Annotated in this window: 15 protein-coding genes; 2 read left to right on the forward strand and 13 right to left on the reverse strand. The window is 36.6% G+C overall.

Features of this window, described 5'->3' with window-relative positions:
* The first annotated feature begins 1 nt into the window (after position 1).
* On the forward strand, positions 2-1,909 hold the full coding sequence (gene acs, locus KORDIASMS9_RS10065; RefSeq protein WP_114902724.1) for an acetate--CoA ligase: 1,908 nt from the start codon (positions 2-4) through the stop codon (positions 1,907-1,909).
* Between the two features lie 82 nt (positions 1,910-1,991).
* Here the strand turns inward: acs and KORDIASMS9_RS23205 are convergent, their stop codons facing one another.
* Genes KORDIASMS9_RS23205 through KORDIASMS9_RS10075 form a run of 3 tightly spaced genes read right to left on the reverse strand, consistent with a single transcriptional unit; the run spans position 1,992 to position 4,302 of the window.
* Positions 1,992-2,138, reverse strand: a complete 147-nt coding sequence (locus KORDIASMS9_RS23205) for a hypothetical protein (protein WP_162819867.1) — start codon at positions 2,136-2,138, stop codon at positions 1,992-1,994.
* A gap of 17 nt (positions 2,139-2,155) precedes the next feature.
* Entirely contained in the window at positions 2,156-3,532 is a 1,377-nt protein-coding gene (locus KORDIASMS9_RS10070; RefSeq protein ID WP_114902725.1) for an exonuclease domain-containing protein, read from the reverse strand.
* 2 nt (positions 3,533-3,534) lie between these two features.
* A complete protein-coding gene (locus tag KORDIASMS9_RS10075) occupies positions 3,535-4,302 on the reverse strand; it encodes a LexA family transcriptional regulator (protein WP_114902726.1) in 768 nt (255 codons plus the stop codon).
* A gap of 183 nt (positions 4,303-4,485) precedes the next feature.
* Between KORDIASMS9_RS10075 and KORDIASMS9_RS23210 the strand changes: the two genes are divergently transcribed.
* Positions 4,486-4,641 (forward strand): hypothetical protein, encoded by a 156-nt coding sequence (locus tag KORDIASMS9_RS23210; RefSeq protein ID WP_162819868.1) that lies wholly within the window; start codon positions 4,486-4,488, stop codon positions 4,639-4,641.
* 135 nt (positions 4,642-4,776) lie between these two features.
* Here the strand turns inward: KORDIASMS9_RS23210 and KORDIASMS9_RS10080 are convergent, their stop codons facing one another.
* The 10 genes from KORDIASMS9_RS10080 to KORDIASMS9_RS10125 form a co-directional block, all read right to left on the reverse strand.
* Positions 4,777-5,193 (reverse strand): lysozyme inhibitor LprI family protein, encoded by a 417-nt coding sequence (locus tag KORDIASMS9_RS10080; RefSeq protein ID WP_114902727.1) that lies wholly within the window; start codon positions 5,191-5,193, stop codon positions 4,777-4,779.
* A 172-nt stretch (positions 5,194-5,365) separates the two neighbouring features.
* Positions 5,366-6,718: a DEAD/DEAH box helicase gene (locus tag KORDIASMS9_RS10085; RefSeq protein WP_114905202.1), complete on the reverse strand. Its 1,353-nt coding sequence runs from the start codon at positions 6,716-6,718 to the stop codon at positions 5,366-5,368.
* A gap of 78 nt (positions 6,719-6,796) precedes the next feature.
* Positions 6,797-7,135, reverse strand: a complete 339-nt coding sequence (locus KORDIASMS9_RS10090) for a hypothetical protein (protein ID WP_114902728.1) — start codon at positions 7,133-7,135, stop codon at positions 6,797-6,799.
* Positions 7,119-7,589, reverse strand: a complete 471-nt coding sequence (locus KORDIASMS9_RS10095; protein ID WP_114902729.1) for a hypothetical protein — start codon at positions 7,587-7,589, stop codon at positions 7,119-7,121. The genes KORDIASMS9_RS10090 and KORDIASMS9_RS10095 overlap by 17 nt, the downstream gene beginning before the upstream one ends.
* Positions 7,590-7,665: 76 nt before the next feature.
* On the reverse strand, positions 7,666-8,124 hold the full coding sequence (locus tag KORDIASMS9_RS10100) for a Crp/Fnr family transcriptional regulator (RefSeq protein WP_114902730.1): 459 nt from the start codon (positions 8,122-8,124) through the stop codon (positions 7,666-7,668).
* Positions 8,121-9,062 (reverse strand): YitT family protein, encoded by a 942-nt coding sequence (locus tag KORDIASMS9_RS10105; RefSeq protein WP_114902731.1) that lies wholly within the window; start codon positions 9,060-9,062, stop codon positions 8,121-8,123. Before KORDIASMS9_RS10105 ends, KORDIASMS9_RS10100 begins: the two co-directional genes overlap by 4 nt.
* A 192-nt stretch (positions 9,063-9,254) precedes the next feature.
* Entirely contained in the window at positions 9,255-10,790 is a 1,536-nt protein-coding gene (locus KORDIASMS9_RS10110) for a sulfatase-like hydrolase/transferase (protein ID WP_114902732.1), read from the reverse strand.
* A 103-nt stretch (positions 10,791-10,893) separates the two neighbouring features.
* Entirely contained in the window at positions 10,894-12,369 is a 1,476-nt protein-coding gene (locus KORDIASMS9_RS10115) for a TolC family protein (protein ID WP_162819869.1), read from the reverse strand.
* Positions 12,366-15,326 (reverse strand): efflux RND transporter permease subunit, encoded by a 2,961-nt coding sequence (locus tag KORDIASMS9_RS10120; RefSeq protein WP_114902734.1) that lies wholly within the window; start codon positions 15,324-15,326, stop codon positions 12,366-12,368. The genes KORDIASMS9_RS10115 and KORDIASMS9_RS10120 overlap by 4 nt, the downstream gene beginning before the upstream one ends.
* Positions 15,319-18,441 carry an efflux RND transporter permease subunit gene (locus KORDIASMS9_RS10125; RefSeq protein ID WP_114902735.1) on the reverse strand — a complete coding sequence of 1,041 codons (3,123 nt, stop codon included), beginning with the start codon at positions 18,439-18,441 and terminating at the stop codon, positions 15,319-15,321. The genes KORDIASMS9_RS10120 and KORDIASMS9_RS10125 overlap by 8 nt, the downstream gene beginning before the upstream one ends.

Raw genomic sequence — 18,441 nt, forward strand, 5'->3', positions numbered from 1 at the left:
CATGAGTAATTATCACATAAAACACCTAGAAGAATATTACCAAGTTTATCGTAAATCTGTCCGAAATCCTGAAGTTTTTTGGGAAGAAATCGCCGAAGAACATTTCATGTGGCGTAAAAAGTGGGACAATGTATTGAGTTGGGACTTTACCAAACCAGAAGTCAAATGGTTTGAAGGTGCGCAACTCAATATCACCGAAAACTGTATTGATCGTCATTTGCACATTCGTGGCGATAAAACCGCGATTATTTTTGAGCCAAACAGTCCCACAGAAGAAGCACAACACATTTCATACCGTCAGTTGCACGACAAAGTATGTCGTTTTGCAAATGTTTTAAAAGAAAAAGGCATTCAAAAAGGCGATCGTGTGTGTATTTATTTACCGATGATTCCTGAATTGGCAATTTCAGTACTCGCTTGTGCGCGAATTGGAGCAATTCATTCTGTAGTTTTTGCAGGATTTTCATCCACAGCATTATCTACTAGAATCAACGACGCCACCTGTAAAATGGTTATTACGAGCGATGGTTCGTATCGTGGAGCCAAAACGATTGATTTAAAAGGAATTGTAGACGAAGCGTTGAAAGATTGTGCATGTGTAGAAAGTGTGTTGGTTGCGAAAAGAATCAACACGGAGATTCACATGGAAGAAGGACGTGATCATTGGCTGCAACCATTACTGGACGAAGCCTATCACGATTGTGTACCAGAAGTCATGGATGCGGAAGATCCATTGTTTATTCTGTACACTTCAGGTTCTACAGGAAAACCAAAAGGAATGGTGCATTCTACCGCAGGATATATGGTGTACAGTGCGTATACGTTTAAAAATGTATTCCAATATCAGGAAAAAGATGTGTATTGGTGTACGGCAGATATCGGTTGGATTACAGGACATAGTTATATTGTGTACGGTCCGTTGTGTAACGGCGCAACCACCGTGATGTTTGAAGGTGTGCCAAGTTATCCCGATTTTGGACGTTTTTGGGAAATTGTCGAAAAACACAAAGTGAATCAATTTTACACGGCGCCAACTGCCATTCGTGCATTGGCAAAAGAAGGAATAGATCATATTGAAAAGCATGATTTATCTTCGTTAAAAGTATTGGGAACCGTTGGCGAACCAATCAACGAAGAAGCATGGCATTGGTACGATGATAATGTTGGGAAACGAAAAGCGCCAATTGTAGATACATGGTGGCAAACTGAAACAGGTGGCATTATGATTACGCCAATTCCGTTTGCAACACCTACAAAACCAACGTATGCAACCTTGCCGTTTATCGGAATTCAACCTGCGTTGATGGACGAAAACGGAAAAGAAATCAAAGGAAATCAAGTAGATGGACGTTTGTGTATTAAATTTCCTTGGCCAAGCATGGCACGAACGATTTGGGGAAATCACCAGCGGTATAAAGACACGTATTTTTCAGCATACGAAAATAAATATTTTACGGGTGATGGTGCGTTGCGCGATGAAGTTGGTTATTACCGAATTACGGGTAGAGTAGACGATGTCATTATTGTTTCTGGTCATAACTTAGGAACCGCACCGATTGAAGATGCCATCAACGAACATCCTGCGGTGGCGGAATCTGCCATTGTAGGTTTTCCACACGATATCAAAGGAAATGCCTTGTACGGTTATGTAACGTTGAAAGAAACAGGCGAAGGAAGAAATCACGATAATTTACGCAAAGAGATCAATCAGATTATTACGGAGCAAATTGGTCCGATTGCGAAGTTGGATAAAGTACAATTCACCAACGGATTGCCAAAAACACGTTCGGGGAAAATCATGCGTCGTATTTTAAGAAAAATTGCAGGAAAAGATACGAGCAATTTAGGAGATACAAGTACGTTGTTAAATCCAGAAGTTGTACAGGATATTATGGATAATGCGTTGTAGGAAGTGTTTTTATGAAAAAAATATGTGCAAAGTCGGGAGACTTTGCACTGCTGTTATTAACTTTACATTGTCAATTCAATAGTTAGTCATTTAGTAAAGACTTCGATTGTGCTAAAATGTCTTGTTGGCTATCTTGTGTGAATCCGCTATGTTCCGCTTTTTCTAGTTTTGCACGAATCAAGTCAATTTTTTTCTGCTGTTTTCGTATTCGTTTTGTCAAATCATCCATAAATAAAAATTAAAAAATCACCCAAAAACCAAACTACTCCGCACATTCACATCCAACAAAACCTTCCGCAAAATACGCTGTACATCTACATTGTCTTTTTGCTTGATGAGATGATTTTCCAATTCGTCCGTGTGACTGATTTGCAAATCGTGATCTACAAAACCATAACCGAGATACAAACCGTTTTTAACCAAGACAAACGCTTCTTCATCTACGTTTCTGCCTGTTTGTTTGATGACCAAATTTTGAGAAGATTCTCTGCTATGATCAATGGCTTGTTGTACACGTTCGTTATAACTTTCTACTGCTTCTTCGCTTTTGCAAATTCCTTGACAAGATTGAATCATAAAGTGCGAACATTCTGAAACGTTTTCCTGCAAATGACAGTATTTCGGACACAACTCAAATTGCATGCACAAACGCTCCAAGTAGGTTCTGCAATCGCGAATGTTGTAGAAAATAATTAAGGGATTTTGAATGATTTTCGCATCATTAATCGCTAAATGACACACACCACGACGATCAGCATATTCGAAAATAGCAAAACGCTTTGGCATACGTTTTGAAGCCACATTGTAGCGCGGATAATAATGTTTGATTGCCGCATCTTCCATCAACAAGGCAATGAGTTCACTGCCTGATAATTCGTGATCTATATCCGCAGTTTCTCTGCACAAATCGAGTTCTTTTTTAGATTTGTTATAAAAATGTCCCAACACCCGTTTTTGAATGTTTTTTGCCTTTCCGACATAGATTACTTTTCCACGTTTGTTTTTAAAATAATAAATACCAGGTTTGTTGGGCAATTCATCAAAAATCTTGCTTGGCAAATGTGGCGGCAAAGTAGCTTCTTTCGATTCTTTTTTTAAAAATTGCTTGAATGTTTCTTTGGCGGCTTCTTTCGTAAATAACAATTGAAATAAAACGACCGTTGCAGCGGCATCACCACGTGCGCGATGTCGGTCTGAAATATGAATGTTAAGCGATTTACACAATTTCCCCAAACTATACGAGCGCAATCCTGGAATTAATGCGCGTGATAAACGAACCGTACAGAGTTTTTTCCGACGAAAGTCAACAGCAAGTTCTTTAAATTCATTGCGAATTACGTTGTAATCAAAATTAACGTTGTGCGCAACAAACGTACTGTCTTTCGTAATACTGAGGATTTCTTCGGCAATTTCTGCAAATGTGGGCGCGTTCGCAACCATCGCATTGTCAATTCCTGTCAAAGCGGTAATGTGTGTCGGAATTAACGCATTCGGATTCACCAACGAGGTAAATTCATCCACAATCGTATTTCTGTCCAAACGAAAAATAGAAATCTCTGTGATTTTATTCGTTCTTCCCGTCGTTTCAACGTCAATAATAGTATATACTTGATTTTCTGGCATATTTATGACATTCGTTGAACAGCTTCCAATTCTACTTGCAATTCCCGAAACATCGCCATAATACTACTAAGTTTCAGCTCTTTTTCGTCATATTCTTGTGTGTTGATGCAACAGGTAAATTCCCAAAGTTCTAACACATCTTCTAGCTGTACATGAAATGGCGCATATGCTTTGTTGTCGCTGCTTAGCAGTAAACCTTGTCCTGTAAAATGTTTGGACACACGTTTGTATACCAAACCGTCATTTTTGGTCAACACAATATAGGTGCGTCCATCTTTTACATCCTTGATATCCTCCACAAATTTTGCTACAATGTACGAACCATCTTTTACTGGCAACATAGAATCGCCTTTTATCGGAAACGCTCGGTGCGTTCCTGTGGGTAAAAACGGTAATTTTATTTTTTGTAATTGTTCAATATATTCTGGATCGGCATACCCAGCCAAATAACCTGCCGATGCTTTTGTTGGAATAATATCAATGAGTTCTTCATCATTTTCATTTACCGTAATCGGGAAGAGCAAACGCTGATTTCCCACTTGCATAAACGAACTGTCTTTGGCTTGTGTGAGATCGTTTTTTACCAAAATATCAATCGGTAATTTAAAGTAATCGGACAAATCAATGAGACGATCAATCGGTGGTTCGGAACGTCCTTCTTCATAAGAACCCACCATAGAGCGCGACCAACCTAAGGCTTCCGCAAAACGTTCTTGAGAGAAGCTTTTGAGCGTACGTAAATGTTTAATGTTTTTCTGAATATTTCGCATGAGACCACAATTAAAAATTCCTATTGCTACAAATATAAGTAATTGTTGCTACAAATTGAGGTGATTCATGGAAACTACAGGTTTTTAACAACCTTTACTTTATAAAATGAAGGTTATTGTTCTTGTTTTCAACAGTTTACAGATTTAATTTTATGTTATTATTAATCTTAAAATCATTTCATTATGAAAAAGAGAAATCTTAAAACATTACGTCTTAACAAGAAATTGGTTTCTAAAATTAGTGAACTTGCAAAAGGCGGAAGAGATTATCCAACGTATTTATCTTTACCATATTCAGATTGCTGGTGTTGGAGCAAAGATGAAGATACGCAACCTTAAATTGATGAGGTCTAAAAAGTATGAATTTTGTCAACCCGAACTTGATTCGGTTTCTTATAAAGATTGAAAATCAGGATAATGAGATGCTGGATTATGTCCAAAATGACGTTTCAAAACACTTTTTAGACCTTCTTTTTACTGTTCTTGCAATAGTTCTAAAAAATCTAATAAATAAATTGTGCGTTCCCGATATTGTTGTTTTTCATGAGAAGCGGTAGCTGCCATTGTCATAGTGCCACCTTCATATTGTTTGTGATAAAAAGCCGCATAAAATGCCAAATCTGCTTTTTGAAATTTGAGCCAATGCGTTTGCGAATCCATCAATAATTTAACAGATACTTTTTCAGGAGTTGCTTTTAATTGTCCTAAAATTTCCTCCATAAGTTTTTTCCAAGAAGCCAATGCTTCTTTTTCACATTTTACACTGCTAATGGTTGCAGGAATGGAGTTTTCATGACATTTTCGGTTTTCTTCATCTATTTTTTCAACAGTGTTTTGACCAAAACTGAGTTGTATGGTGATGAATGCAATAAAGAGAACTATTTTTTTCATGTTGAAAAGATACTATTTTTTAATGAATCCATAAATATGCTGAAACGCAACTGCATTTAAGTAGATTTCGATATAATTTTTCTTCATTTCATTACAAAAAATCACTCAATATGACGATTTAAATTCAGTTGTCAGTCTAGCGTGTATAGGAACTCATTACAGAACTGCTACATTATCGACGCTTTTTTTTGTTGCGAAGATTGTAATTTTTATCACCTCTCGTTTTCGGTTTTTTATATTTTTTTACAATTTCTCTTCGATAGGAACCTCCTTGATTGGTTTTTTTATTTTTTTCCTTCTTTTCGTGAAAACCAGCATCCAAACCTTCCGTTTTGAGAGGATTGTTTCGCTCGCGAATATGTGTTTGTTCTTCTGGTGCTAATTCGGTAGAGATGACAACTTCTTCAGGAATTTCCAATGAAGGAATTTCATAGTTCATCAAGTTTTCAATCGCTTCTTTGAATTCTTTTTCTTTTTCGGTGTAGAATAAAATTGCGTTTCCTTTGGCTTCTGCACGACCTGCGCGACCAATTCGGTGCATGTAATTTTCTGGATAGTTTGGTGTGTTAAAGTTGAATACATGCGTAATCATATTTAAATCCAAACCGCGCGCCATGACATCAGTTGCGACTAGAATTCGATTTTCGCCTGCATTGAAATTTTCAATGGAACGAATACGGTAATTTTGTGTTTTGTTGGAATGAATCACCGCAACTTCTTCGCCAAAATCACGTTTTAAAGATTCAAAGAGTCTGTCTGCCAAACGTTTATTCGTGATAAAAACCAACACTTTGCTGAAGGTTTCTGCATCTTTCAGTAAGTGCGTCAACAAATTTGCTTTTGTATAAAAGTTGGGAACAGCGTAACAACTTTGTGAAATATTATCTAGCGGTGTTCCACTAACAGCAATAGAAATGGTATGCGGAGAAACAAAGAAATCATCAATCAATATTTTTACATCATCGGTCATGGTTGCCGAAAACATGATATTTTGTCGTTGATCTGGTAGCAATTCAAAGATATTGGTAATCTGAAAGCGAAATCCTAAATCCAACATCACATCTACTTCATCAATCACTAACTTTTTGATGGCTTTTAGTTGCAATGCTCTGCTTAATACCAAATCGTACAAACGTCCAGGCGTTGCTACGACAATATCCGCGCCTTGTTGCAAACTTTGTGCTTGCGTATTCATATTGACGCCACCATACACACCAACGATGCGCACATTGATATATTTGGCAAATGCTTCAATTTGTTCTACGACCTGAATGACCAATTCGCGTGTTGGGACTATGACTAAAATTCGCGGATTGACTTGTGTTGAGAATTTTAAATCGCGCAAAAGTGGCAACATATAGGCAAACGTTTTTCCTGTACCTGTTTGTGCAATTCCGACCACATCTTTTCCACCACGAATTACGGAAAATGATTCCTGTTGAATTGGTGTTGGCGTTGTAAAGCCTAAATCTTCAATTGCAAAATGCAACTGTTTTGATAAGTCAAGATCTTGAAAAGTAGCCATAAGGTGTAAATTTTGCGCAAATGTAGTGTATTTCATCGCTTTAGCGTGATGAAAGTGTATTTTTTAAGATACGACTTGCTAATCTATACACTCAATATACGAAGATGTTCCGCCAGATAGATCACCATTCAACCATTGCCAATCGAAATTGAGGAGCAATCTACCATCTGCAGCTGTTGAGATGCTTCCTGTAGAAACGCCAGCTTTTAAATCGCCATGAATGGTAATGCATTGAAATAATAATTCAATACGATCTTCGGAAATTTGTTTTCCCACGACAAAACCTTCTTTGATTTCGCCACCTTTGTAAGTGCCCGTAATAGTCTTTCCTTCATGAAAATAATGAAAGATTGTTTCCGTTGAGGAAAGTCCGTTTTTATTTTCAGTAGTACTAAACTTTTTATTGTGTAGATTCAAGAGGTGTAGCGTTATTTTTCATCCTAAAATACGCATAAAAACTTAAAGCAATAGCTGCACCTGAAACGATGGTCATGACGGTTCCAGGAGCAAATTTTACAAATCCGCCTATATCTAAAAAGATAAAATAGCCTAAATCTGTCAAACCGCCTGTAATAGCTGCTAAGAAGATGGCATTTTTATTTCCTTTCCAAATAAAGAAAGCACATAAAAAAGTGACAAGTCCAACCCAACATAGGTTAAATCCGTGTTGTCCAATGATAGCACCAGCCGCCGCAGGATAGTCCATTTGTACCGTACTTGGATCAATGGCATCGGCAATTCCTGAAATGGCGCTTGAAATGTCTCCAGAAATGATAAAATACATAGTGATTCCGCCTGCAAATACATGTACCAATCCCCAAATGATCCATAAAATAGCAGCAATTTTTAATAGAATGCTTGTGTTTTTCATTGTGTGTTGTGTTAGGTTTTGAACGCAAAAATGAAAAACGAAATTGAATTGTGCATTAATGTAGATTAAGATACACTTATTTTTGATTTTTGATCGTACTTAAAGCTTCTGGCGTGATACCTAGATAAGACGCAATCATTTTTTGTGGTACTCGTTGTAGTATGTTCGGATAGGTTTCTATAAAATGTTGGTAGCGTTCTTTGGCAGAATAACTCATAAGCATGATGACTCTTTTTTGTAAGACCGCCAAGCGTTTTATGATCGGTTTTACGTTATCTTTTTCATCATCTACATTTTTTTGCATGACTATAACTGTAGAATCTTCCAAAGCATCAATAAAAAGTTCGCACGGAATTTCTGGAGGATTTGAATCGGCAATGGTCCAATTTTCAGGGGCAAAAATAAAAATATGTTCTTTGCCTTTTTTGTCAATCGTATACCCACGCAACAACCCACTTTTTACATGGTAAATTTTTGAATTTAACGTGCCGCTGTGCTGAATGATTTCTCCTTTTTTTACAGTAATTGTGGTCATGGTTGCTTTTTCTCGGGGGAAGTTTTAGAAGCTTTTTTCGTATCTTTTTCTTGCGATTTGTACAAGGCTGGTGATAATTTTTTGATGCCTTCAGTGGTCAAATATTTGGTTAAAATTCCACCTTTAATATTGTTTACGTCAAATTCAATGATGAACGCATTTGAATCAATTTTTTCTATGAGATTGTAGGTTCTGCGAATGTCAATTCGATTGACAACCGTGTGAATGATGTCTTTTTCCGTTTGCGAACCGCGTTTCCCATAGCCACGCGCCGATTTGTACAAGGTCATTCCTGTACCAACCACTTGGATGAGTTCTTCTTCGATTTCTATATATTTTTCGGAAACAATCATCATCCCGACATAATCTTCAAAGCCTTCAATCATTAAGTCGATGATTTTCGCTGTGACTAAAAAAGTGAGAATGGAATACATGGCAATTTCTACCGAAAGGAGCAATGCTGTTAGGCTAAATAAGATCGCATTAAAGCCTAGAATGACTTTTCCAATACTGATGCCCAAACGATCGTTGATAAAGATTCCTAATATTTCAGAACCGTCTAATACAGCACCATTTTTAATACTTAATCCAATGCCGGCACCGAGAAACAATCCGCCAAATATGGCAATTAGTAGTTTGTCATCTGTCACTGCCGAAAAATTTTCAAAGTGAATAAAAACGGCCAATCCAACAATGGCAAAAATGGATTTTAGAAAGATGCGTTTTGTTAAGGTAAACCACGCTAACGCCAAAAAAGGGATACTTACAATTAGTAAAACAACTGAAATATTTACAGGGAATAATTCACTTAACAAAATGGCAATTCCAGTAACTCCGCCATCTAAAAAACCGTTGGGAAGTAGAAACATTTTCAAGCCAATACTCGCCAATATGATTCCTATAAAAATTTGAAAAATTTCTGAAATGAGTCGTTTCATAAGTGTGTAAATATGAATTTATGGAATTGTTTTCAAGATACACAAACTTCAAACGATTTATGTACAATAGCCGCAGCTTTTTATCTTTTTTTATGAGGTGTCAATTCGTAGTATTTTTTCTTTCAATCAAACAAAAAAAAGCCATTTACAAATTGTGCAAATGGCTTCTGTAGTGTTGCTTGTATGTACTAATTATTGTCTGCTAAGCGCAATTGGCCCGTCTGTAACGGCATTGCGATGCAATAATCGTTTTTCAGCTTCGTGTAGTTTTTTAGCCAATTCATCTCGTATTGCTTTATATTCGGGATTGTACGCTAAATTTTCCATTTCGTTATCTTCATCGTCGGTTAGTTTGTATAATTCATATACCGTTGGATAACTTCCTAATGCATGAAAGTAATAGGCAAATTTCCATTCTTTGGTACGAATGCATCGAATACGATTTGCCGCTAATACCGCCGAAGGATGATCTGCCGAACTCGCTTTGGTGTCATCAAATGTAAACATGATTTCATCTTGAACGCCAGTGCCATCATTAATAATTGGCAATAAATTATTTCCTTGAAGTGCTTTTGATGGTTTCTGTATATTTGCAATTGCTGCCATGGTTGGCATGATATCAATTAAGGTTGCAAGTTCGTCTGAGGAACGTTGCGGAATCGGATTTCCGTTTTTATCTTTACTTGGAAACAATTTAGGGTTTGAAAAAACCATCGGAACATTCAACGTTTCTTCATATACATTGAATGCTTTTTGACGCATACCGCCATGAGCTAAGCCCATTTCTCCATGATCAGAAATACGAATCACTAATGCTTCATCGGCCATGCGGTTTCCTGTGTCACTTACATGATACAATTCATCAATAAATTCGCCAATTTGCTTATCAATTTTTGTGAGCGTATGTGCGTAGAAGTTGATATAGTTTAGTTTTTTCTCATCATTAGGTAATGCACCTAATAAGAGGTTTGCCGATTGTACAATTTGAAATTGCGCCATCGGTTTTTTATTTTTTAATAAATCTTCATTGACCGAATATGGCAATCCAACGCTTCTGCCCAACCAATCTTTTTCTGAATACCCAAAATCAACACCATTTGGATACGCCAATACATCGTGTGGATTTACCAAAGAAAGTACCAAACAAAACGGAACACGTGGAGCGCCACTTTCACGTTCGGTACGTACTTGCTGCAAAAAGTCAATTCCTTGTTGAATGTACATTTCGTCATGATTGGCATAGCCGCCACCAAAATTTTGCGGCTTTACATCTTCTCCGGCATCAGGCGCAATCCAACCTCTAAAACCTGTGAGTGCAATTTCAGAAGCTGTCAATCCGTTTTCTGTTTCGCCTTTGCTCAAGTGCCATTTTCCACGATATTGCACATCATATCCATCGCCAGAAAGCATACGTGCCATGTTGTATATTTTAGGATCAAGTTGTGTTTCTGCGTCGGAATAGCGTCCGCCAAAAGTAAGTGTTTGTGTTACGCCATGTTGCGAAGGATATACTCCAGTGAATAGTGTAGTTCTGCTTGGTGAACACATACACGAATTGCAAAATGCTTTGTTGAATGTAAAACCATTGTCTTTTAAAAATGTCATGGTTTTTAAGTTATCACTTTCCCAACCTTCCGGGAAATTTTGCGTGGCGCGCTCTTGATCAGTAATGATTAGAATAAGATCTGGTTTTTCAGGTAACTCTGCTCTTTGCTTGGAGAAATTCATAAGAAATTGTTTTTAGTTTATACAAACAATATCGCGTTATTTTTATGATTTTGTAAGCGTAAAAATACGTAGTTATAAAAGTTAGTAAAAGTTCTTGTAGCAGCTAGTTTTTGTCTTTTTTAATGATGTCTTCGTCTTTGATAAAGTCGTACAGCGTTAGTTTTCGGAGTTCATAGTAGAGTTCCCAGTATTCGCGGAGACTTTGGTAGTAGTTATAGATGGCAGTGTCTTTTTCGCTTTGCGCGATGTTTAAGTTTGTGATGGAAACTTTCCCAATAGCAAAGCGTCTTTTGGAGGCATCGTACCGTTTTACAGCAATTTCGGAAGCTCTTTTGGTGATTTTTACCGAGAGTTCTATTTGTTGCCATTCTAAGTATTTTAAGCTCAATTCGCGGCGTGCAGTTAAGATTTCTTGCGCGTTGGTACTTCGAATTAAATCCAAGTTGGCTCTGGCAATTTTTCGTTCTGCTTTTCGTTTTCCCCAAGAAAATATGGGCGCGCTAAAGGTCAATGCAAAGTTTTGCTGTACGAGTAAGTCAGCGTATACACGACGTACTAGTTCGTCTTGTTGTGTGAGCCCAAAGTTTCCAATGACTCCTAAAGTAAAACCTTCACTTTTTGTTTTGGCAATTTCTTGTTCTGCTTCTGCAATTCTTCGCTGATGTTCTATCCGTAGTTTTCGGTTTTCAAAGGCTTTTTCAAAGAGTTGTAAGGAATCAATTTTAACGAAAATGAGTTCTTCAGGAATGATTAATTCGATGTTAGATTCGCCCTGAATTCCAAGTTGATCTAACAGTGCTTGCTTGGTGAGTTTTAATTCGTTTTTGGAAATGATCAATTCTTTTTCAGCATTTAGCAAGCTTAATTCCGATTGCAATAAATCATTTTCATAGAGCTTTCCAATATTGAACCGTCCTTCTGATATTTTATAGATGGTATCTTGACTTTTTTTGTTGATCGTGGCATTGTTCGATTTGATTTTCGCCAAGATGTAATCGAAAAAGCGGCTTGTGGTATTGTATGAGATGTCTTCTAAGCGCTCTACAAGTTCTCGTTTAGATTCTTCAAAAATGAGCGGTTGAATTTTCTTTTCCCATCGAAAAGGATTGTAAAATAAAGATTCTTGAAAGTAGCTAATTGTTAGTGGTGTAGATGAATAGGTTGTGAAGTTTGGATCTGAAAAAATATCAATTCGATTCAAAGATGAGGAAATGCTAAATTCTCCACCGGTAAACGGCACAATTTGATTCACATCTAAAGAAATAGAAGAAAACGCCTGATTTTGTCCAATGAAAATATCGGTTCCGTCATCGGCAGTAATTCGGTTGATGGAACGCTGATAGTTGGGCAATATTCCGTTGATATTTAACGAAGGGAAAAATCCCGCTTCATACGATTGGTATTGCCAATAGTTGACTTCTGCATTGTTTTTTGCGGTTAAATATTCAATGGATTTACTTTTTGAAAGTTCAATAGCATCTTCTAGCGTAAGCATTATTTTTTTGTCTGTATTCGTTTCTTGTGCCACAAGTTGCCAACATGCACAAAAGAAAAGTAGGTATGTAATGTGTTTTTTCATGATGTTTTTTGTTTTGTGAGTAGCCAATACAGTATTGGTACGATGTAGAGACTGACAAAGGTTCCAATACACATAGCAATGATGACGACAAACGCTAAGGGTTTTTGTAAATCGGCGCCAATTCCTGAAGTGAAAAGTACTGGAGTCATGGCTAAAATGGTGGTAAAACTTGTCATTAAAATAGCATTTATTCGTCTGTTTCCAGCATGATGAATGGCTTCTAGAAGTGTATTGTTGCCTTCGTTTCTTAGTTTGTTAATGGTGTCTATTTTGAGAATAGAATCGTTGATGACAATTCCGAGCATGATAATCATTCCGATCATAGACATGATATTGAGCGAAATGCCAAAAAGATACATGACAATGATGCTGCCACCGACAGTGATTGGAATTTCACAAAGAATGATGAGCGGTTGTACTAAGGATTCAAATTGTGCAGCTAAGACAAAGTATAGGAGTAACACTACAATGAGCATGATAATGAGTAACTCCTTGATGAATGTTTTTTGTTCAAAATAGGTGCCGTCAAACGTAATTTCTTCTTGCCTATTGGTGTTGATAAAATTGATGATGGCTTCATGATTGTTTGTCGTAATGTTGATGGGAATGTAGTTTTCATCCAAATCGGCATAGATGTTCTCAAAATCGCTCGCTTCTTTTGTGTTGATGAGGTTTGCAATTGGAATTCGGATGTTGTCTTTGTTGGTCATGAACGATTTGTTGATGATCGTAGAAAAGTCTTCATTCGTTTTTTTAAGCACAATTGGAAGGTATTCATTGGTGCTTTTTAAAATGCTAATTTGATTAGCGTTGAATATGGATTTTAAGGTTTGAATTAATGCGCTGTTGTCAATTTTATAGGTTGCTAATTTACGTTGATCAATTTCTAGCTGTAGTACTTGTTTTTGCTTTTCAACAGTGACCAAGCTTTTTGGAAATTGTGTGGCGATTTTTTTTGCAATTGTTTGTGTTTGAGCAGCATGTTTTATAGGAACTTTCAGATAGAAATCTGCTTCGGTTGAGGAAAATAATTGTTCAAATAGGTTTTCAGATTTTTGTATGGAAAACACTGCGTTTGGAAATTGTTGTTTTGTGTACAAAAGTAGTTTCTGCGCGTATTGTTCTGCTTCTTTAGGCGTTGTTGTTTGCACATATAGTTTTACGCCCGTTTTTGCAATTTTTCGTTTGGATCGTAAAAAATCTTGCTCGCCAACAGATGCGCTAAATAGTGTGTTTTTAAGTTGCTTTTCCAAGATGGAAGTTCTGCGTTCACTTTCCGCCAAAGCGATATTTTCATTCCAATTGATGACAAAGTTAAAGTCATTGTAGCGAATTTCAGGAAGTTTTTCTGTATCAATTTTCGTCACTACAAATCCGCCAAGAATAACAATTGCAATTCCAATAATTGAAAGGAGTATTTTTCCCTTGAATAGAAAATTGAAGGAACGCGTGTAGCTGTTTGTTAGCCAGTTTTTTTGTGATTTTTCTTTGATTTTTATGTTGAATGCAACATAGAGTGTCGGCAGTAAAATGATAGAAACGATATACGAAATGCTCAAACTGATAATGATTGCCAATGCTTGATCGAAAAATAGAATTCCGGCAATACCACTGAGGTAAATTAGCGGAATGAAAACCGCACAAGTAGTGAGTAATGAAGATAGTAACGGACGCAAAATTTCATAAGTTCCTTTTGCACAAGCTTCTACAATTGTGTCTCCTTTGATGCGATATTGCGAAATGTTATCAATGACAATGATGGAGTTGTCAATCATCATTCCAATTCCGACAATTAAACCTGAAAGCGATACAATATTAATGGAAATTCCTAAGAGGTATAAAAAGAGAAAACTTATGATTAATGAAAACGGAATTACCAAGGCAATGATGAAGGCTACTTTGTAGTTTCGGATGAAAAGATACACCATAAAAATGGCAAGTAACGCACCGATGAGTAAGCTGTTTTGTAAGTTGTTGATGGCAATGTGCAACAAATCTGATTGATCTTGCTGAATTGTAAACGAAATGGTAGCGTTGTCTTTTTGAAGTTGGTGAAGATAACTGAGAATTTCTGCTTTTACCGTTGCTACTTTTGCATCCGCTTTGCTGACAATTGCCAAGCTGATGGCTTTTTCTCCTTGGTTTAAAAATACACCTTTTTGTGCTTTACGAACCAAGGAAATTTCTGCAATATCTTTGATTTGAATGCGCGTGTCGTTTGTGGTTAGATACAAATTGTTAAGATCGTCTACGGTTTGTAAAGAAGGCTCGAACAACACATCGTAGATATAATGTCCGTTTTTGATTTTAAAGTTTCCAATTTGTGTATTGTTACTTTTGATCGCGTTTTCAATGTCTGAAATACTCAAGTTTAGTTGTGCCAATTTGTTTGTGTTGAGTGCAATGCTGATTTCGGGAGAAATGCTTCCAGTCATGTCTACAAAGGCTACAGATTCATTTTGTTCCAAGCGCTTTCGGACGGTATTTTTGATATAGTTTGAAAACGCTATTTGCGAACTGTTTTTTGGATACGGAATGTGTACGTAACACAGCGGAATGTCTGATGGATTCGATTTTATAAGTTTTGGGCGATTGATTTCTTTTGGCAACACAGAAAGGATGCGATCTATTTTTTCATTGACTTCAATAAAGGCGTACGCTACATCAGTGCCGTATTCAAAATACAAGTCGATAACAGCATTTCCGTTTTGCGTTGTGCTCTGAATGTCTTTTAGGTTTCCAACTTGTAATAATTGCCTTCGGATTGGTTGTATGACGAGCTTTTCGAGTTCTTTTGCGGTGTAATTCGGTTCATCAAGTTGCACTTTTAGGTATGGAACTTCAATTTCGGGCATTAACGAAACTGGCATTAAATTTAAAGATGTAATCCCTAAAAGCACAAAGGCTAAAAATGTCATAAAGACGGCTATAGGACGTTTTACTAAAAATTCAACCATGACGTTTCAATTTTAGAGGTATACACAAAGGTAATAACAGCACAAGAACAAGTATTGAAAATAACAATCCGCCAATGTTTCCATACGCAAAAGACGTCCAAAAAAAGTCGTTTCCAGCAACCATTACAAAAGGCAGTAATCCTAAAACCGTAGATAGAATAGTCAGCATGATGGGAATGATTTTTGCGTTGTACGCTTTTATATAAGTAGCCAAATCATCGGGACGCTTTGTTTCTTGATTGTTGTATTGATTGATGATGTAAATTGCTGCATTTACCACAATTCCACTCAGCATGATAAACGAAGCCAATCCGCCTTGGTCAAACGGAAGATCAAACCAACTGAAGGTGAGAAAGATGCCGATAAAAGAAGCTGGAATCATTACAATTACCGCAATGGGTTGTAGGAATGATTCAAACAAAATGGCACAGATAAAGTAAATGATCAACATGATAATCAGCGCTATTTTTACGATCAGATATTCTTCTTTTTCATACTCATAATCAGCATCTGGATGCATGGCGCGAAAACCTACGGGCAATTCTGCGTTTATTTTTTGGACTAATTCTTTGAAGATGATTTTATTGTTTTGAAACGTTCCTGCAAAACTGTAATCTAGAAAAAGTTCGTATTCACTATTTTTTTTTACCACATTGTTGACTACGTTTTGTTTTTTGATAGCCATGATATTGTTTGTACTGAAACTGGTAGAATCAATGGTAATTTTTTGATGTTGCAACTTCCATTCAGTCACTGCATCTTTTCGTTCTTTCACAACCACAGGAAGTGTGTTAAAACGTGCTACATAGTTCTCATTTCCCGACAACCATTGCAGTGTTTCCAACAATTTGAATTTGCCAATACTGGCAATCGCAGCACTATTTTCAATATTCAATGCGTATTCAAATTTGTCTTTCAAAATCCACGAACGTTCACTATTTATTTTTACGTTAGAAATTTTTTTGTGTTGTAATAAGATGTTTTCTCGGATGTTTTCAGCATGTGCTAATACTTTGTCCAAATTGTAACCAATGAGCTTTATGGAAGCATCTGACATGGTGTTTCCGCTGTTGCTATACGGTTGTCCAACGCCCGAAATAACACAATCAATTCCACCAATTTTGGTCGCTAACGATTCTAGGTTGCTTTTAAGCGTATATGGAACATCTGAATTTTCTGTCGCTTCTGTAAAGTAGATCTGAATTAGGCCATTATTTGCATTGAAAATTTGTGCGTGAAACATTTCTACATCAGTATTATTTTTGAGGAAATTTTCAAAATTTTGAACCGCCGCATCAAGTTGTGCAATCGTGGCGCCTTCCGGATTGAACAAACGTATTGTCAATGAAGTACGTGCTGGCGAACTGATAAACGAGCCTTTTTCAATGCTTTTTAAAAACGATTGTAACGAACCGCCAACATAGGCAAACGTAGGTTGAATGTTGTTTTGGTAAAATTCACTTTCCAATACGGAATTGATGAGTTTTTTCCCAACAAAATCGCCTGTAGCTTTTTTGGGAATGAGAAATAACGGCAATCCAAATAGCATGATAAATATAAAAAACACAAGTTTTTTTCGCTTGATGAAGATGCTTAAAATTTTGTAATATATGTTGGAAAATCGAACAATGGTACGTCTTCTTCGGAACGAAGGTTTTTTGAATTTTTTAGAGAAGTTGAGTTTGTCGTTTAGCGCAGGAATCAAGAAAAACGTAATGAACAATGAAACGGTGAGATTGATGCAAATAATCCATGAAAAATCTAGTAAATACAATTGATATGCTCTTTTGATGAAGAAAATAATCGAAAGGGAACCAATAGTTGTCAAGGTCGCTGCCAAAATGGAAATGAATACTTTTTTGTTTTGATGATGACGTAAATGATCAATCATAATGATGGAATTGTCCATGATGATTCCCAAAGAAATTGTCAATCCTGCAAAAGAGTAGATGTGTAAATCGACTGAAAAAGTATAGTAGAAGATAACGGCTAAGAGTACATTTAGCAACAGCGAAATAAAAATTAATAGCACATATTTAAAACTTCTACTGATGATGATGATAAACACAAATAAAACAACGACTGAAAACAACACTCTGTATGAAACTTTTAACAATTCTTCTTTGAGTTTTAGTGTCGCATCATACAAGGTGTTGATCGTGATGTTTTGTAAACTGGGTGTTTGTTTGCATTCTTCTAAGATTTGATATACATTTTGAATGACATCCAATTGATTTTTGTCTTTTTCGGCAGTGATTACTAAAGAAACCGCATTGGAACCGTTGAAGCGTTTGTACCCTTGCACCTGTTCTTCTGCTAGTTCAATATGGATAATGTCTTTTAGAGAAATTACGTTGTTTTCGGCAGTTATAATGGGTGTTTTGAAAAGTATTTCTTTAAGCGAACTGTTTTCTTCTGTATATAAAATAAGGTCTTTTTTGGAGTTGTGAATGCGTGTGGTTCCGAAGCTATGATTGGACAATGCGTTGCTGATGGCTGATTTTACAGTTTTAAGTTCAACTTTATAGCGTTTCAACATGGCATCATTGCAGATAATGACATACTTGTACGTTGGCACGCCCATCAATTGTACATCGCTGACACCTTTGATGCGCGCAAGTTTTGGTTGAATGATTTCCGTTGCTTTTTGTTGTAAGGTTGCTACCGATGTTTTACTGCTCAATGCTAAGGAAATTAAGACTTCTGTACGATCATTGTCAATTCCATGCGCGGTTACGGTAGGATAGGAGACACCTTTTGGGAAATTGCCATACAACTGTCGCAAAATTGTGTGAATGTACAGTTGACTTTTGTCAAGATTGGTTTTTTCTGAAAATTCTAGTTTAATTTTTCCCGAACCTTTGGAAGAAACCGAACTGATATTCAGCAATCCATTCATCGTTGCTAATGATTGTTCTATAGGATTTGTAACTTCACTTTCCAGAATTCTGGGATTGGCATTTTGCCAAGAATATTGCACGGTAATGACTGGAATGTGTTGTTTGGGTTTTAAGCGAATCGAAAGCGAAAAGATACACGCAATGCCAATAATACCAAAAAGTACAAAAATGATGATTTTTGTAAATGAAGACACTATTTTTTTGTCGCCATTCAT

The sequence above is a fragment of the Kordia sp. SMS9 genome (genome assembly GCF_003352465.1).
GTDB lineage: Bacteria > Bacteroidota > Bacteroidia > Flavobacteriales > Flavobacteriaceae > Kordia.

Excerpts from the sequence above, each read along its gene's own strand:
- acs (WP_114902724.1), top strand. The coding sequence starts at position 2 with ATGAGTAATTATCACATAAAACACCTAGAAGAATATTACCAAGTTTAT.
- KORDIASMS9_RS23205 (WP_162819867.1), bottom strand. The coding sequence starts at position 2,138 with ATGGATGATTTGACAAAACGAATACGAAAACAGCAGAAAAAAATTGAC.
- KORDIASMS9_RS10070 (WP_114902725.1), bottom strand. The coding sequence starts at position 3,532 with ATGCCAGAAAATCAAGTATATACTATTATTGACGTTGAAACGACGGGA.
- KORDIASMS9_RS10075 (WP_114902726.1), bottom strand. The coding sequence starts at position 4,302 with ATGCGAAATATTCAGAAAAACATTAAACATTTACGTACGCTCAAAAGC.
- KORDIASMS9_RS23210 (WP_162819868.1), top strand. The coding sequence starts at position 4,486 with ATGAAAAAGAGAAATCTTAAAACATTACGTCTTAACAAGAAATTGGTT.
- KORDIASMS9_RS10080 (WP_114902727.1), bottom strand. The coding sequence starts at position 5,193 with ATGAAAAAAATAGTTCTCTTTATTGCATTCATCACCATACAACTCAGT.
- KORDIASMS9_RS10085 (WP_114905202.1), bottom strand. The coding sequence starts at position 6,718 with ATGGCTACTTTTCAAGATCTTGACTTATCAAAACAGTTGCATTTTGCA.
- KORDIASMS9_RS10095 (WP_114902729.1), bottom strand. The coding sequence starts at position 7,589 with ATGAAAAACACAAGCATTCTATTAAAAATTGCTGCTATTTTATGGATC.
- KORDIASMS9_RS10100 (WP_114902730.1), bottom strand. The coding sequence starts at position 8,124 with ATGACCACAATTACTGTAAAAAAAGGAGAAATCATTCAGCACAGCGGC.
- KORDIASMS9_RS10105 (WP_114902731.1), bottom strand. The coding sequence starts at position 9,062 with ATGAAACGACTCATTTCAGAAATTTTTCAAATTTTTATAGGAATCATA.
- KORDIASMS9_RS10110 (WP_114902732.1), bottom strand. The coding sequence starts at position 10,790 with ATGAATTTCTCCAAGCAAAGAGCAGAGTTACCTGAAAAACCAGATCTT.
- KORDIASMS9_RS10115 (WP_162819869.1), bottom strand. The coding sequence starts at position 12,369 with ATGAAAAAACACATTACATACCTACTTTTCTTTTGTGCATGTTGGCAA.
- KORDIASMS9_RS10120 (WP_114902734.1), bottom strand. The coding sequence starts at position 15,326 with ATGGTTGAATTTTTAGTAAAACGTCCTATAGCCGTCTTTATGACATTT.
- KORDIASMS9_RS10125 (WP_114902735.1), bottom strand. The coding sequence starts at position 18,441 with ATGAATGGCGACAAAAAAATAGTGTCTTCATTTACAAAAATCATCATT.